Source organism: Bacillus sp. 5mfcol3.1, from assembly GCF_900114335.1.
Taxonomy (GTDB): Bacteria; Bacillota; Bacilli; order Bacillales; family Bacillaceae_G; genus Bacillus_A; species Bacillus_A thuringiensis_S.
In genome coordinates this window covers 22,103-38,224 of the sequence record NZ_FOST01000015.1, presented here as the reverse complement: position 1 = coordinate 38,224, position 16,122 = coordinate 22,103, and the positions used below count along the sequence as shown (strand labels likewise).

Below are 16,122 nucleotides of genomic sequence, written 5' to 3'. Positions count from 1 at the left end.
TAACTCTTCTTTTTGTATCTTTCCTTTTTCTTTCTCAAGGTCAATTGTTTTTTGCCCCATCTCTAATTCACTTACTTGCTCTTCCATTGGGTCTGTTACTTCTTTCCCAGCACCACTATCTTTTGCCTTCTTAATTTCTTTATTCAACGAATCAATCTTCTTTTTCCCTTGATCATAACGCATATCAGCCATCTTCTGATCAAGCTCAGCTTGCTTCATTTGAAGATTAATCTCTTCATTATCATAAGAGAATAACTTCGTACCTTTCTCTACCTCTTGTCCCTCTTTTACCTCAATATCTTTCACTTTTCCTTTGGCCGGATCCGCATAGAAACTTTCAATATTCCCCGGCTTCACCTGACCAGAAATTAACTTCGTATTATTAAACTTGCGCTCTGTTACTTTCTCCAAACTTACAGCATCTACTTTTTTGTTTTCTTTTTTCTTTCCTTGCATTAAAAAAATATTAATTGCTATAATAATAGAAAATAATGTAATAACACCAATAATAATCTTTCTTTTCTTTTTAGCAGAGCCCTGAACGTTACTTGATAACATAATTAATCTCCTTAAAAATATTATGTAGATATCTACCTACCCATGAATATAGTATAAGAAAACAGATTGAACCAACATTAAACTGATATAAGAAACCGCATATCCATATTGAGTCTTTAGTGAAATATCATTATTTAAATCATTTTTACTAACTTCTCCTTGTGGCACAGTTGTTGTTAATTTAAACATATTAATCTCCTTATTTTTTCCCTGAATCGTTCCAATTAACCCTGCACCTGGTTAATAAATATCAATCCCATCCGTATTTTATTCTGATTTATAAGTTAAAGATACTTCTCTTTTTTTCTTGGAATCATCAAATTTCCATCTAAAAATATTGATTTTGATACTACCAATTTTTAAAATAAATACTTAAACCAAAACCCATTAAAATAAATAAACCAGAGGGTGTTGCAAAACTCATAAATATTCAAAATTGAATGCATAAAAAAATCCGTTTTCTTTGAAGAATGATAGTATCCCAAACTATCTCCAGAAAGGACGGATTTACTAGTATAATAACCAATTTTGATGAAAATCAATCCATTTTACATATTTTATTTGCGTATGTAGATAGCTTAACCATTGTAGGCGTTCCGCCCGTTATTGGTCGACCACCTATCTGTAGAAAAGCCTTACTCAAATGTTTTTTCTCGAAAACCGTATTTCAAATTGATTCTTTACGAAAATTAACTCGTTTTTTACATCAATATCCTATATTTCGTGCATCTTGTGGTCTATCTTCCGTCCCTCATATCTATACAATTTCACGGGTAGGCACTTGTTTTCGTAAAGAAGGCATTTCATTAATTCATAAGCAAATTCTTCAAGAAATAAATTTAGGGTTGATTCCTTGCGTCTTAATTGATAGTACAGCCTTACGGAGTAGCTTGTATAATTCATTGAGCAACAGTTTAGTAAACTCAAAGATCAGGGACTGAAACAGCCCCGTTGGTATGGAAAACATCGTTACTTATTGCATGTCCAGCTAGTTTTTCTGATTCATAACATTGCATATTTATTTTAGTTTTGCAACACCCTCAAACCAAATAACGTTTTCTGTATTATGCTATTCTATAGCCAACTATCTTTAAAATCCAATATTCCCCCAAAGGCTTAAATGGAAAAGAATTAACTAAATTTATTAATAAAAATAGATTTAAGACTGCTAGCATCCATTCTTGTCTCAAATAATCTGCAATACCCAAAATATTAATCCATCTATAAATTCAATTAATGGCCCATCATAACCAATAAATGCTTTTTCTTCTAGGGTGTTTTTGCCCATTCCCCAAAAATGGGCAAAAACACCCTAATTTGGACAAAAACATTCAATTTATATAAATTTTCTTTTGCGTTTTTAAATTTTATCTATCAAAGTTATGTTAAATGTTATTTTATTAAGTAACTTTTTTAAGACTAAAAAGTTTATAGGTAAGTACAATTAATGAAATAGCAAACTCAACTAATATAACTTTATCAACGAAGTTTTTTGTAACTGTATTAGGAACAAATTGATCAGATAATCTATTTGCTATTATTAATATAGCTATGTTTAACATAAAGTCTCCCATTGTCTTTGTTAACTTATTTATTTGTACTTCGCTAAATTCATTTTTATCAAAACCAGCTATTAAAAATAAAGCCTTTTTTTTATAAAATAAGATTGCTATAATTGAAAACAAAGTACCTATTATATACATTGTCATATAAATTTCCTCCTTACGTTTTCGCTATCCTTTAATTACCATTTCAACTTTAATAAACCTTAATTTTCTATATGAAGTAGCATTAGGATTTTGCGGACTTAGAATGTTAAATCGGAAATATTTGTATGATATTTAACTAATTTACCCTTAAATAAGGTTTTTGAGCGTCTCATATGACTGGTTACTAAATCTTTATCATTGTTAAATTATTTTATTTAGTTTAACGAGTAGTTAGATATATTATAAATTTTATTTGTAAATTGCTCTAATACTTTTGAATAGTTATGATTAACAAATATTACAGCCATGTTAGGAAATTGTTCATTTATATAGTTTATTATTGAAATTAAAGATTCATTATCTAGGTTTGAAAATGCTTCATCTATTAATAAAATTTGAGGATTCTGTAGTAAAGAACGAATTAGTTTTATTTTTTGGATTTGTCCACTACTTAGATTTGTAATAACTTTATCTATTTCTGTATTGATTTTATTATCTAAACTATTTATAAAATTATTTAATTTAAATGTTTTTACCATTTCATTTACTCGATCCATTTCAAAATTAGATACTCCTAAAGTTAAATTATATAGTATAGAACCTTTAAAAAAAAAATTCTCTTGAGGAACATATGCTATTACTTTACAAATTTCTTGAGTAGATAATTCATTAACATTTTGACCTAATATTTTAATGTCACCGTCATATGATTTTTTTAATCCAATAATTATTTCAAATAAAGTAGTTTTTCCACTGCCATTATCCCCTTTTAATAGTATTTTTTCACCTATTTGAATTGATAAGTTAATCTCTTTGAATATTAATCTATTATTACTTGGGGTGAAATAGGTAACATTTTTAATGGCAATGATAGGATTTTCAGCATAACCATTTTTAATAGCCAGTACACCATTTTCATGTAATTCTTCAGTTTCTAAAATATTTTTAATACGAGAGATCGGAGCAGACAATATATGTAATTTGGGATAAATTCCTATAAGTTCCATTAGAGGTGGATAAATTAAAGCAGCATAACTATAAAAAGCCATAAGTTCTCCAATAGTTAGTATATTATTTTTTACTAGTGTGACTCCATATAGTAGTATACTAAAAGGGCCAATTAGGGATATTAGAGAAAGTGAAATACCTAGAAAACTATTGATACTTACAAGTTTAACGGTACTTTTTTTTAGATTTTCTAGATGTTTTTGAAAAATAAATGTTCGGTTATTTAAACTTTCAGTAGATTGTAAAAATTTCTTCCCACTAATATTTTCATTTAGAGTGGAAAACATTACATCTTTGTCTGTTTGAACAGACATACTTAATAATTGTAGTTTTTTTCTAAATAAATGAAATGTCACAAAAAATATTGGTAGAGTTAATATAGAAATTAAAGCGAGATGGATGTTAATTTTTAATAGAACAAAAAAATATAAGATGAGCATCAATGAGTTAGATAACCCACTCAAGAAAATTTCTTGAACACTATTTCCTACTATATCAGAATCATTGAATATAATAGTTTGCAGGTGATTATAGTCCAAGGATAGTGACTTTTTTGTTTGTGATTTAAAGGCTTTTTTATGAAGATGTAATCTGATATTTTTAACTATATTTTGTGAATATAAAGATGTTAAATAACTAATTATTATTCCTACGGATAACTGAATAATAACAATTAAAAGTGTTATTAAGAGTATTTTATACAATAGAGATGTGTTTCCTCTCAATAAAACATCATCAATAATATATTTGGACAAATAAGGTATAGGTAAACTACTTATAGTTGTAAAAGCTACCAACATAATTATTAAAATTAAAAATCTTTTTTTATAAAAAAAAATCTTTTTTAGTGTATTCATTAAGTTACTCCTCTTACAGTATATTTTTTTGACGCAGCATCATGTATTTTATATGTTTAGAGTGTAAATAAGAAGAGTGACAGTGATGTTGTCATAGACTGTAAAATATAATTTAATAAATTTATAAAAATTGCACCGAATATTTTTTATGCTACTGAAAATCAAGAAACATAAAGTAAAAAACTTTATGTTTCTTGATTTAGAAATTAAAATGTATAATAATTTTATTGGATTAAAATCTATTGGGTACAACTTTCAATAGATTTTAAATTTTTGATAGGGGAAAAGTTTTTGTATTTATTTACAAGTTTCCCAACTTCTTTTTCAACTCTATACATAATTTCCTTATCAACTTTTTTCGCAAAATTTTCATCACCTAATAATAAAGACATGGATAGCGGTTGAGACATACTTTCATCTAATTTCATAGATAACCATCCAGTATTTTGAAAGTTAGCGCTTTTTACTTTTACACCAATATAAACAGCTGCTGCAACTACAGCTACAGCTGTACCAACGACTCCTAAAGTAGTATACACAACTGCTGGAGTAACAGCTACTACAGCCCATGCAACTCTAGGTTCAGGAGATTCTTTTTGACTGTTAACAAAACTTTGAGGAATTAAACCTTTGTCTATCATAATATCAACAAATTTTTTGGCATTTCTTTCTTGTACAGCAATCGAAACGGCTTCATCCGCAATTACAGATACTTTTTTAAAAAGAAATTCACTAACATTTAAATTAGAATTTGTTATTCCTTTTGAATTTAGATACACTTTAGGATTTTCAAGAAATTTTTTAGCTTCAGAACTCGAAGTCATTATATTTTTTACGCATTCTTCCAATTTACTGTTGTTTTTTCTTTGAATAGGGATATGAAATCCCTCAATAGAATAAACGTTTGGATTTAAACTAGCTGGTAATCCATAAATTCTTTCTTTTTCCATAATTATTTTCTCCTTTAATTTTTTTATATAAAAAGAACTATATAGTTCTTTTAGACTTAATATATAGCAAATGATGCTTCTGTTTGGAATTGTTTTCTTTTTAATTCATATTTGAACATTACATCATCATAGACTTTTTCCCAGTGGTTTAATAGGGTTTTTTTTATCAAATCATTTTGGTATATTTCAGCACATGCTTGACAGTTATGAGTGATATTAGAATTGTATTGAACTTTATTATTCATTTGAGAAGCGAAATAATAAATTTTTTCTGGACCTTCTACCCATATCCATATTTTAAGGAAATCTCTTAATTGGTTATTAAAATATTTTTCTAGAGATCCTTCTATATATTTTCCCATTTTCATTTCTGGTATGTGTTCCATAGTTAAACCACAACAACTGGCAACTTTATTGTGTGGGGTTAACACAATATTTTGGAACATATTATCGCATCCTTTAAAGTTAAGAGATTTATTAGGAGTTTGTTTTAACGAATCATTATGTATTATTTTTCTATCCTTATTAAATGGAATCCAAACATTATTTATTACATGTAATAAATCAGCATTTGCACTATTTTTCTTGAATTCTAAAAATTTTTGATTATTTATTGTGTCCATGTATTTAAACTTTGAACTTTCATGACCTTCTACTACTATAAGAGAACTTATTCCTAATTCACATGCTTCAATAACACCATTTATTACACTATCAAATGGGACATATTCTTGATGATCATCCCCCGTAGAGATATTAATCTCTTTTAATCCGGCTTCTTTTAAACGCTTCAATGTTTTTTTTGCAAGTCTAGGATTTTTTCCCCAATAACCATTAGAAACGCATCGAGTAACTAGTCCTAATTTAGTTGCATATGAAATAACTTCTACTAAATCATCACCTAATAAAAAACATTCTCCCCCTGTAAATACAACGCCTTTTAACTCTTCTCCAAATAATTCTTTGCTTTCTTTTATAAATTTTTTCATTTGTTCTAAAGTAACCCGTGCAATTAATTTAGGGTTACACTCAAAACAACATTCAGCACAAGCAGCTGTACACTTGTATGTGGTTATTATAGTAATACAATTTGGATATACATTTTTCATAATATAATTCTCCCTTTTTTATTAGGGTTAATGTAAAAAAATAAAAGTAGCTTGTTTATCATTTCTTAAAAATAAATAAACATTAACCCCCCCTCCGAAATATTGATTTTTATTTATATATTTATCATGAACACTATCCATTTTTTTCACAATGGATAAATTGCGAACATTTTCACAATAAACTTGTGAACATTCTCACAAGTTTATTGTGAACATTTTCAAGAATATTTATAGGTGTTTTATAAACAAATCTTGTTATATTTATTTTAATAGGGGGCACAACACATCACTATCAAGCTAAGCTTATGCAAAGTCAATTTTAGGTGAGATTGTTTCTTTTTTCTAAAGGGCGAGTGTAGGTGATTTAAAGATTTACATACGAAATAAACCCTAACGGGTTTCACTTTTTTGAATTAAGTGGCTTGATTATCAGACATGCGGCGGAACCCCTATAAGGGATATAAAGTACGTATTTGTTAATGATCTTATGCATTTGTAACAGTGAACGTACATGATAGGAAAATGACTTCTGTATTACTTCGAGATATAGAAGAACAAAATGTGTTGTTGTCCGTTGCAGATGCTGCGTATGATAGTCCACATATTTATGAAATTGCACGAACGTGTGACATCTCAATCCACGGAATAGTGGACAAATCAAGTGTACACATTGTCGTGTATTGTTTCATTTGGCACAAACCTTCATAGTCTGTCCAAAGGAAGACATATCTTATCAATGAATTCTTTGGTTTAATAGCATAAAGTTCAATTCCGCTAGGCATCTTTTGTTCTTTTTTTCATATCTCATTATTTTTGCACCCGAACCTATAAGTAGAGACGAAGTCTTGAATCAGACTTCGTCTCTACTGCATATAATGAACATCAACAATATTCGCTACTGCTTAAATACTGCTCCTCATTTGCCAACCAATCTATACTTTTTTAAGATTTACAATAGAATCGTTCAATCTCTAAAATATCTGATGTAGTGTAACAATTTTTAGTTGAATGAATATAATTATACAAGTTGTATTTTTACAATAAAGAGACTATTTTTAATTCATTGGAGGTTTATGTATGCAGAAGGGTTTCAAAAGGGATATTATAGAATATCTGTCTGCAGCTACATTTGATTCTAATTTAGTTGGGCCTACGCTTCCACCTATCCCTTCCTTTACTTTTCCAAAAGGACCGACGGGACCTACAGGACCTACAGGACCGACGGGAGCTACAGGACCTACAGGACCTACAGGAGCTACGGGACCGACGGGACCGACGGGACCGACGGGACCGACGGGGGCTACAGGAGCTACGGGACCGACGGGACCGACGGGACCGACAGGACCTACAGGACCGACCGGGACTACAGGGCTTACAGGACCTACGGGGCTTACGGGATCTACAGGAGCTACGGGGACTACAGGACCTATGGGAGTCACAGGAGCCACAGGACCGACGGGGGCTACAGGAGCTACGGGAGCTACGGGAGCTACGGGAGCTACGGGTAGTGTATTCTCTAGTTTTGCGTACTTCGCTGCTACAAATTTAAATTCCATTAGTTCTAATAGCACTTTACCAATTGATACAATACAAATTATTCATGGAAGTGCTATTGGGATTATAGGACCTGATACAGTTACTCTTGAACCAGGAACGTATCAAGTGCACTATACTCATACTGGTGATTCATTGGGAGTACCAAACATTGAAGTGCTTGCAATAGAGTTGTTGTTAAATGGGAACCCTGTGATGGGAAGCTATACCTGGGGGGCAGATCCAGACACTATTAGTATAGATGATTTTACTCACTTACAAATCAGTAACAAAATATTAATCAATGTGTTAATGTTCAGCAACTTGCAAATAATAAATCGTTCTAGTGGTGGTGGTTCAGGTGTATTTTCTGATGTAGCAACTTTTTTATCAGGAAACAATCCTGTGAGAACATCTTTAAGTATTATAAAAATAGATTAGTTGACTTATTGGAGGTGTTTATATGAAAAATAAAAAAAACTTAGATATGAAAGAATATCTTTCTGCTGCTTTTGATCCTAATTTAGTTGGTCCTACGCTTCCACCTATCCCTTCTTTTACTCTTCCTACGGGACCTACGGGGGCTACAGGACCTACGGGGGCTACAGGACCTACGGGGGCTACAGGATCTACTGGGGCTACAGGATCTACGGGGGCTACGGGACCTGCGGGGCCTACAGGACCTACGGGGGCTACAGGACCTACGGGGGCTACAGGACCTACGGGACCTACGGGACCCACAGGGCCTGCAGGATCAACAGGACTTACAGGACCTATAGGATCTACGGGGGCTACGGGGGCTACGGGGGCTACGGGATCTACGGGGGCTACGGGACCTACGGGATCAACAGGACCTACAGGGCCTACAGGGCCTACAGGGCCTACAGGACCTACAGGGATAATTGCTAGCTCTGCGTATTTTGCTGCTACAAACTTGGATGACATTAGTCCTAATACTACTTTACCAATTGATACAATACAAATTATTAATGGAGGTGCTATCGGTTTTGTAGGGCCTGATACAGTTACTCTTGAACCAGGGACATATCAAGTTCATTATACTCATACTGGTAATCCTTTAGGCCCCGAAACTGTTACAACTAAAGTGTTAGCAATTGAATTATTATTAGATGGAAACCCTATACTAGGAAGTTATATTTGGGCAGCAGATCCCGATACAACTCTTGCAAATCAAAACACTCATTTGCATATAGATAATGAAATAATTATTACAGTGTTAGCGCCAAGTAGTTTACAAATAGAAAATCGTTCTAGTGGTGGTGGTTCGGGGGTATTACCTAATGTGGCAACGTTTTTATCAGGGACCAACCCTATAAGAACCTCTTTAAATATTATACAAATAGATTGATTATTTAAAATGCTATCGAGTCAATGATATAATGAATGGTTGTGACTGAAATTATATTAATATACAAAAAACGTTAAGGGTTACTATCGTTTCCTATCAAAAGAAGAAGTCTATATATAGACTTCTTTTCTGCTTATATAGAATGTTTTAACCATGCTTATCAACTTAAGAATTTTCACTACCCTTATTCTTTCTAAAAAACTAGCTAGAAAGGATGATATTTTTTATGAATCTTTCGATTCAAGAGGAATTACAACTATTTTCTGAAGAGTTGTATTGTCATTTAACCCCTTCTCTTTTGGAAGAGCTCGCAAAAGAATTAGGTTTTGTAAAAAAGAACGAAAGTTCATTCCGCTTCCATTCTTAAGTTGATGGGTATGTACGGTATGCCACTTCGTGTGAAAAAATATTTAAACAATATCATTGAACAAGACGACTGGTTTATCAAAAAACAGATTCGGAATATGTTTGGATTGAAATCATTGCATACAGCTACAAAAATGATTGCTGGAATAGAAGCTATGCATATGGTCAAAAAAGGACAAACTCTCCAAGGAGAGAAGTCTGTCCAAAGGCAGATATATCTAATCAATGAATTCTTTGGTTTAACAGCATAACGTTCCATTACGCTAGGAATCTTTTACTCTTCTTTCATATCCCACTATTTTTGCACTAGAACCGTAATATTTGTATTAAAAAAGCTCATTTTAGATGCTTTTCTATATAAAAGGAGCGAGAAATATATCACTATAACCTATATTTAAGTAGAATTTTTAAAAAATGAAGGAAAAAATATCAATAATTATCCATATTTTTTTCATAAAATATATATATAATAATATATTTATCGACAATAATTTTGATAAAGTTTATTACAGAAATATAAATTCTACTCAATTATAAAAGGAGACATAAAATGAGAAAAAAATTAATTGTAACAACAGCATCATTATCTCTAGCTTTAACAAGTTTTGGGTCCATCACATCTTTGGCTGAAAGTAACAATCAACAAAATAAAATGATTGAAATAAATGGAAATACTTCCGATTCATCTATTTTAAGCCCAATTACATCTAATATCATTACAGATGTTGATCAACAAATGAATAAAATTTCAGATTATTATTATAATAATAATCTGAAATTAAAAGACATAGGGGACTATTATCACATTATTCGACTAGAAAATAAAAATACTACTATGTCTTTTGATCTGAATGCTGATGATATAAAAAATTTGCACTATAATGATTTACAGCCACAATATATAGGTGAGAATGAATTTAAAAATACTACAGATCAAGAACAAACATTTACGACAGCATCGTATTCACAAGCAGTTACAAATTCTGTGAGTTCTACTGTTATTCAAGGATTTAAGGCAACAAGCACTACTAGTCTATTGAAAATTCCTATCCTCTTACCAGGAGGAATAAACTTAAATGCAGAATTCAACTCTGCTTCAAATACAACAACTACAAATACAACAACTGAAACCCTTACAGCTCCACCGCAAAATATTAAAGTGCCAGCAGGTAGAACTTATAAAGTAGAAGTAAATCTATTAAAGAAAAAATTCACAGGTGACATAGATTTTCATGGAAAAGGAACGGATGTAAAATCAAATTTAAAAGTACGTGCAACATATTATGGTCCTGGATTCCCACGTCCTACTAAATATCCTACCTATACATATTCTACAGCGGATATGTGGAGAGGTCTAACAACTGAGCAAAAAAAACAAATTACTGGTGTTAATTTTAATAACAACAAAGATTTAACGATAGATGGTACTACAAAAGTGGAAGGAATTTATGGAAGCGATTTACAAGTAGTTGTTTATGATATAACATATAAAAATACTCCTAAAATAGTAGAAACTAGAACCTTTAAATAAGGGTTCTGTTGCAAAAATAGTGGGATATAAAAGAAGAGTAAAAGATTCCTAGCGTAATGGAACGTTCTGCTGTTAAACCAAAGAATTCATTGATCAGATATATCTGCCTTTGGACAGACTTCTCCCCTTGGAGAGTTTGTCCTTTTTTGACCATATGCATAGCTTCTATTCCAGCAATCATTTTTGTAGCTGTATACAATGATTTCAATCCAAACATATTCCGAATCTGTTTTTTGATAAACCAGTCGTCTTGTTCAATGATATTGTTTAAATATTTTTTCACACGAAGTGGCATATCGTGTGGTATGCACTGTTCGTTTTTTAGTTCTCTTATTTCAAATCATTTAGCTTTTTTGCACCAGAACCTTTTTTTGTGTATGCCAAATAGACTTGAAATATCATAGATCTATATTTAAGGTATACTATTGAATAATTTGAATCAGTAGGAAAAAGTGTTAAAAACATGGAAGTAACAGTTAAATAGTAGTATTGAAAGAATAATCGTATAAATAAATGAATGCAATAGTTGAAAAGGGAGAAGAGGGATTTGTTATGAAGATAAGTGAATTAGACTATTGGGTATCAAAACTAGGTCTTGTACGTCATCCGGAAGGGGGATATTACAAAAGAACATTTGCGTCTGAGAAACATGTTACAGACAAAAGTTTACATGTAAACTTTGTGAGACAACGAAAACTCTATACAAGTATTTATTTTCTATTAACTTCTAATGATGTATCGCACTTTCATCGTTTGAAATCAGATGAGTTATGGTATTATCATGGTGGAAGTTCGCTAAAAATTCATGTTATTCAAGAAAATGGACAATATAATGAAATTAAATTAGGAATGAATCTAGAGAATGGAGAGGTTCCTCAGGCTTTAGTTAGTAAAAATTCAATTTTTGGATCGACAGTTATGGAGAAAGATACATGTTCTTTAGTTGGTTGTATGGTTTCTCCAGGTTTTGAATTTGAAGATTTTGAACTCTTTACCCAAGAGCGTCTTTTATTAAAATACCCGGAACATAAAGATATTATAATGCAGTTAGCGTATGAAAATATCCCTCAGTAGTCAAATTATTATAGATAGGGTATGTATATATGTGCTGAGGGGAAAGATTTCAAAACAAGCATTAGTGGGCATTCATTCTTCTGTAGGAGGTGAAACAGGGGATCAGAACCTTCGCTATTTCTTGGGTATTTTTCTGTATCGCTTGATAAAATAGAGATAGATGATCTTGAATCATCCCAATTGCTTTATATTCACTTAGCTCTCTTTTGTGCTTTCATAACAGAAGTTGGCGCATCTTAAACATCGTGGAAAAGCAGATAAAAATGGAAATGAGTTTTCCATACACATGGCATTCTAATCGCTCTTGTTTGATAGTTTCCCAATGATGAATTTGAAATAAAGATTTCCACGTTTTAAATATGATTTGTCGGGTAAAAGACTGACACGGTATAAATTGTGACCCGTTTCCAGCCTCACCCCATAAACTTCATCAAAAGGGTTATGAGACCTATCAAAGTGCAGACACTTTCATCGAAAACTCTCTGCACTTTTCAGGGGAAGGACTTTCCAGTCCTAGTAGAGCCCCAGTACACCATAGAGATATTCGTTACTCCATCTCTGCTATCCGATGCTACGCTTTCGTCAGCGTTTCCTTCTCGTTAACAGTGTGCGAATTTTCATCTCCGTATAATCACGTACTTCGCCGAAAGCTTGACTAGAGTTCCCAACCCGGAAGTAGTTCACCCATCCAGTCAGTACGGCATTGATTTGTTTTATCAAGTCTTGTGCTAGCTTCACTCCTAAGTTTTGAATAAGTTCCCGAATTTTTGCTTTCACTGCCGTGCGAGCTTTCTTCTTCGGGAACATGAAAACGAAGAAGCCATTCTTATTTCAGTTCGGTATTCGTCTCAGGTCAATATCCTAAAAATCCGAAGGTTTCTCCTTTTAGGACATTGGCCATCTGAGTCTTCTCTAAATTCAGTTCAACTCCCAAAGGTTTTAACTGTTCCCACAGTCGTCGTAATGCCAGTTCAGCCCATCCACTTTTACTGGAGTGTCCGCTTACAGCGATAACTAAGTGAGTAGACCTAGGGAACTTCCCCCTAAGTCTCTCTCAGCTCATACAGCTCCCATTATTCGTTGCCGGTAGTATTCCATTTCCAATGCTTATCTAGAAACGATTGATAAATTACCAACTCGTATAATTGTTCATGGGCTAACAAAAGAACAACAAAAAAAGTTTACAAAATCAAGCTACACGAGAAAAAACTGTCTTTGATATATTAGGTGTCGTTTACAATTATACCATGTCTGATAATCAAGCGACCTAATTCAAAAAAATGAAACCCGATAGGGTTTATTTCGTATGCCAACCTTTAAATTCTCTAAATCTAGCTTTTAAACAAGAAAAAATCTCTACTATACTTGTCGTTGTCTAAACTTAGCTTGATAGCGATAGGGTTCGGCCATAAAACCGATTAGTAACTGAAGATTTCTCTTTTCATCTAACATTTTAAAATATCCACTGTTCTTTCTAACTCAGTTACCGCATCGCCATTCTTCTTTATCTTATTATCAGGAACATATTTCTAATGATACTCTTCAACTACAGCTGTTTTAAACACGATATCCGCAGTCGAATAATACTTTAAGTACACCTTCTAGCATATTTTTTGAAGATTGTAATTGTACAGTAGCAGAGTTAAGGCTATAGGTCCTGAAATTAATAGCACCTATAGCCTTAATTCGCTGCAACTTCAGGAATTTCATACCAATATTTCCAGAAGAAAAATTCACCAGAAAATGAATTGAATCAATCTTTTCACGCGTTGATCCTGCCGTATTAATATTTTCTTCTCTTATAAATAGCTTCACATCTAAAAGCCGCCTCTAAACACGCAATAATCATTTCAGGCTCTTCTAATCTTCCTTTTGCAACATAACCGCATGCTAAAAAACCTTTCCTAGGCTCAATAAATGCATATCCTAATGTTTTCAATGTCATCATATTTGTTTGAACAATTTTATTTTTATACATATTCTCATTCATAGCAGGTGCAACCCACACCGGAGCTGTAGTGGCTAACAAAGTCGTTGTAATCATATCGTCCGCAATACCACTAGCTAATTTACCAATGCAATTTGCTGTAGCTGGTGCAATAAGTACAACATCTGCCCAATCTGCTAGATTAATATGAGCAATAACTGCCGCATTTTTCTCATCAAATGTATCTGTATATACATTATTGCGAGAAAGTACCTGAAATGTAAGGGGCGTAACAAACTTCATTGCTGACTCACTCATCATCACTTTTACAATGGCACCAGCTTGTGTCAATTTACTTGTTAACGCAGCCACTTTAAAAACTACAATTCCTCCTGTTACACATAGAAGTATCTTTTTTCCTTTTAGCATATAACTCGTCCTTTTCCTTTTTTCGAATTTATTCTACTGAAATAGAAATTCCAGATTTAGCTTAAAAAATTACACCCTACTTGTAAATAGGTTATTAGCGTTACATAGAATATTATAAAGTCTATGTTTTTATTATTCGAAGACACAAACTTATTCAAATACTTTTCCTTTACTTAGTAAGTTCTGCTGCAAAGTTTGAAATAAGCACAAACAAGTTGATAGATGCGGAACATCGTTTAGGAAATAACCAGTAATTTTTAAAGTTCATTGTTCGTTAAAAAGGCGAAACCTCTTTGAATATTTATATAAGACATGAATGGTCTCGATACCCTTTATCGTACGTGAATTATGAGAGGGAATTTGAAATTCTGCAGATTTGGCCAAGTGGTGTTTTATATGCACATGGTCCTGGTCTATAAAATGATTTAAATATTTGATGGTACAATAATCTGTATGTTTATAAATCATTGTTTCTTTAACTTTTTTAATACAAAAAGTTATTCTGGTGCTTTGTCTGTTATTATAACCCTTGGTTCTCCAAACATTCTAACTAAGCTTTTTGTAAAGGCATATGCAGCATGATGATTGTGGGATGGACCGATACACCAAGATCTTTCAAAATTTCAAATACATCTCCCTAACTTAAAGAAAAACGACAGGAGTAGCTGACAGCAACCAAAATAATATAGAAAACAGGTAGTTTAAGTATTTTAATCTACATTCCATTTTTGAGTATTACTCCAAATCATTAGGAGTAAGTGCATCATACATGTTCATCAACTTAGGAAAACAGATTCACCCCAAAAAGAAAAATAATTTTTTTATTACAAGTTAGCAAAAAATTTCTATCATGTCATCTGGATCCACTCGTAAAATTTTTCTTGTTTCTTTTGATCTCATAATTTGCCCGAAATTATCCACTTTTTATACAATACCTGTCAATTTCATAGGGAGGACTTCATTTTTTTACAAATAGGAATCAACCTAACATATTGATTTGATGGCATGTATGATGACCCCCAGTTAAAAAATAGCAAGTTGATTTAGGGGACCAGTCTATACAAAACCTGCAAAAATTCATCCACCAATTGTTTGGACTCGCAGCAAAAAATACAATTCCGATAGGAATCTATATACTTTATTATCTTTTATTCTATTTTTACACCCAAACCATGTTAGCTCCTATATGAAAAATACACCCTTCTTTTCACTTTACTATTTCTTTTTACCTAACGATTTAAGACCACGTTTAATAACATCAAAAAAGCTTAGGGACTGTGCCATATGACCTGGATCTATATATTCTCGTATAGCCCGAAGAACTTTCTTAGGTTCCTTAGAAGAAAAGGTGAAGATTCCATTTCTCTTCGTTTCAATCGCATAACGTGGAATCCATTTCCCCTTAAACATCACAGAGGCTACAACGTAATCTACTTCCTCCCACGGAATTTGAATAAATTTGCGCGTATCACGACAATTATAGAATTCAAACCCTTTATCACCAATCATAATTTTCCCATAGTCTGTAAGTCCCGTAAAAGCGGTGGCATCTATTACTAAATCTACTTTTGTATTAATTGATTGAACCATCATATCCGCTCCATTTCATTTATCCTATTTATAATTCGTTACTTCAAACTATTAAGTTAATACAAAAAGCGGCCGAAACGATAATCTCCAGCCACTTTTTGCATGCGAACTA

General features: G+C 32.3%; 12 protein-coding genes and 8 pseudogenes. 8 read left to right on the top strand and 12 right to left on the bottom strand.

Annotation, left to right across the window (positions count from 1 at the left end):
• The coding region (locus tag BM089_RS28565; protein WP_139213349.1) for an efflux RND transporter periplasmic adaptor subunit at window positions 1-558 on the bottom strand (558 nt) is incomplete at its 3' end.
• A 36-nt stretch (window positions 559-594) separates the two neighbouring features.
• Window positions 595-747 carry a hypothetical protein gene (locus BM089_RS31655; protein ID WP_254791375.1) on the bottom strand — a complete coding sequence of 51 codons (153 nt, stop codon included), beginning with the start codon at window positions 745-747 and terminating at the stop codon, window positions 595-597.
• 326 nt (window positions 748-1,073) lie between these two features.
• Here BM089_RS31655 and BM089_RS28555 point away from each other — a divergent pair.
• Window positions 1,074-1,585 (top strand): annotated as a pseudogene (locus tag BM089_RS28555) (transposase).
• Between the two features lie 373 nt (window positions 1,586-1,958).
• On the opposite strand, the gene BM089_RS28545 reads toward BM089_RS28555, so the two are convergent.
• The 4 genes from BM089_RS28545 to BM089_RS28530 all read right to left on the bottom strand — a co-directional run bounded on the left by BM089_RS28545 (window position 1,959) and on the right by BM089_RS28530 (window position 6,191).
• Complete coding sequence (locus BM089_RS28545; RefSeq protein WP_090978787.1) at window positions 1,959-2,267, bottom strand: DUF3784 domain-containing protein; 309 nt, start codon at window positions 2,265-2,267, stop codon at window positions 1,959-1,961.
• Between the two features lie 215 nt (window positions 2,268-2,482).
• Complete coding sequence (locus tag BM089_RS28540; protein ID WP_090978785.1) at window positions 2,483-4,132, bottom strand: ATP-binding cassette domain-containing protein; 1,650 nt, start codon at window positions 4,130-4,132, stop codon at window positions 2,483-2,485.
• A gap of 239 nt (window positions 4,133-4,371) precedes the next feature.
• Window positions 4,372-5,082, bottom strand: coding sequence for a hypothetical protein (locus BM089_RS28535; RefSeq protein WP_090978783.1), 711 nt, complete (start codon window positions 5,080-5,082; stop codon window positions 4,372-4,374).
• A gap of 56 nt (window positions 5,083-5,138) precedes the next feature.
• Window positions 5,139-6,191 carry a radical SAM protein gene (locus BM089_RS28530; RefSeq protein ID WP_090978781.1) on the bottom strand — a complete coding sequence of 351 codons (1,053 nt, stop codon included), beginning with the start codon at window positions 6,189-6,191 and terminating at the stop codon, window positions 5,139-5,141.
• Window positions 6,192-6,674: 483 nt separating this feature from the next.
• Between BM089_RS28530 and BM089_RS30830 the strand changes: the two are divergent.
• From BM089_RS30830 to BM089_RS28510, 6 genes and pseudogenes are all read left to right on the top strand, one after another.
• Window positions 6,675-6,892: pseudogene (locus tag BM089_RS30830) on the top strand (ISNCY family transposase); the annotation flags it as partial.
• A 376-nt stretch (window positions 6,893-7,268) separates the two neighbouring features.
• Window positions 7,269-8,165 (top strand): exosporium leader peptide-containing protein, encoded by an 897-nt coding sequence (locus tag BM089_RS31820; RefSeq protein ID WP_276565356.1) that lies wholly within the window; start codon window positions 7,269-7,271, stop codon window positions 8,163-8,165.
• Window positions 8,166-8,187: 22 nt separating this feature from the next.
• On the top strand, window positions 8,188-9,093 hold the full coding sequence (locus BM089_RS31815; RefSeq protein ID WP_276565355.1) for an exosporium leader peptide-containing protein: 906 nt from the start codon (window positions 8,188-8,190) through the stop codon (window positions 9,091-9,093).
• A gap of 226 nt (window positions 9,094-9,319) precedes the next feature.
• Entirely contained in the window at window positions 9,320-9,460 is a 141-nt protein-coding gene (locus BM089_RS31260) for a hypothetical protein (protein ID WP_175495706.1), read from the top strand.
• A gap of 13 nt (window positions 9,461-9,473) precedes the next feature.
• Window positions 9,474-9,710, top strand: a pseudogene (locus BM089_RS28515) (DDE-type integrase/transposase/recombinase); the annotation flags it as partial.
• A gap of 299 nt (window positions 9,711-10,009) precedes the next feature.
• Entirely contained in the window at window positions 10,010-10,990 is a 981-nt protein-coding gene (locus tag BM089_RS28510; RefSeq protein WP_090978779.1) for an ETX/MTX2 family pore-forming toxin, read from the top strand.
• A gap of 67 nt (window positions 10,991-11,057) precedes the next feature.
• On the opposite strand, the pseudogene BM089_RS28505 reads toward BM089_RS28510, so the two are convergent.
• A pseudogene (locus BM089_RS28505) lies at window positions 11,058-11,324 on the bottom strand (DDE-type integrase/transposase/recombinase); the annotation flags it as partial.
• 218 nt (window positions 11,325-11,542) lie between these two features.
• On the opposite strand from BM089_RS28505, the gene BM089_RS28500 reads away from it, so the two are divergent.
• Window positions 11,543-12,064, top strand: coding sequence for a cupin domain-containing protein (locus tag BM089_RS28500; RefSeq protein WP_090978778.1), 522 nt, complete (start codon window positions 11,543-11,545; stop codon window positions 12,062-12,064).
• 100 nt (window positions 12,065-12,164) lie between these two features.
• Here the strand turns inward: BM089_RS28500 and BM089_RS28495 are convergent.
• The 5 genes and pseudogenes from BM089_RS28495 to BM089_RS28470 form a co-directional block, all read right to left on the bottom strand.
• A pseudogene (locus BM089_RS28495) lies at window positions 12,165-12,431 on the bottom strand (IS4 family transposase); the annotation flags it as partial.
• Window positions 12,432-12,577: 146 nt separating this feature from the next.
• Window positions 12,578-13,082 (bottom strand): annotated as a pseudogene (locus BM089_RS28490) (group II intron maturase-specific domain-containing protein); the annotation flags it as partial.
• A 383-nt stretch (window positions 13,083-13,465) separates the two neighbouring features.
• Window positions 13,466-14,420, bottom strand: a pseudogene (gene coaBC, locus BM089_RS28480) (bifunctional phosphopantothenoylcysteine decarboxylase/phosphopantothenate--cysteine ligase CoaBC); the annotation flags it as partial.
• A gap of 257 nt (window positions 14,421-14,677) precedes the next feature.
• A pseudogene (locus BM089_RS31650) lies at window positions 14,678-15,135 on the bottom strand (DDE-type integrase/transposase/recombinase).
• Window positions 15,136-15,635: 500 nt separating this feature from the next.
• Window positions 15,636-16,010 carry a DUF956 family protein gene (locus BM089_RS28470; RefSeq protein WP_090978776.1) on the bottom strand — a complete coding sequence of 125 codons (375 nt, stop codon included), beginning with the start codon at window positions 16,008-16,010 and terminating at the stop codon, window positions 15,636-15,638.
• Window positions 16,011-16,122 lie beyond the last annotated feature (112 nt).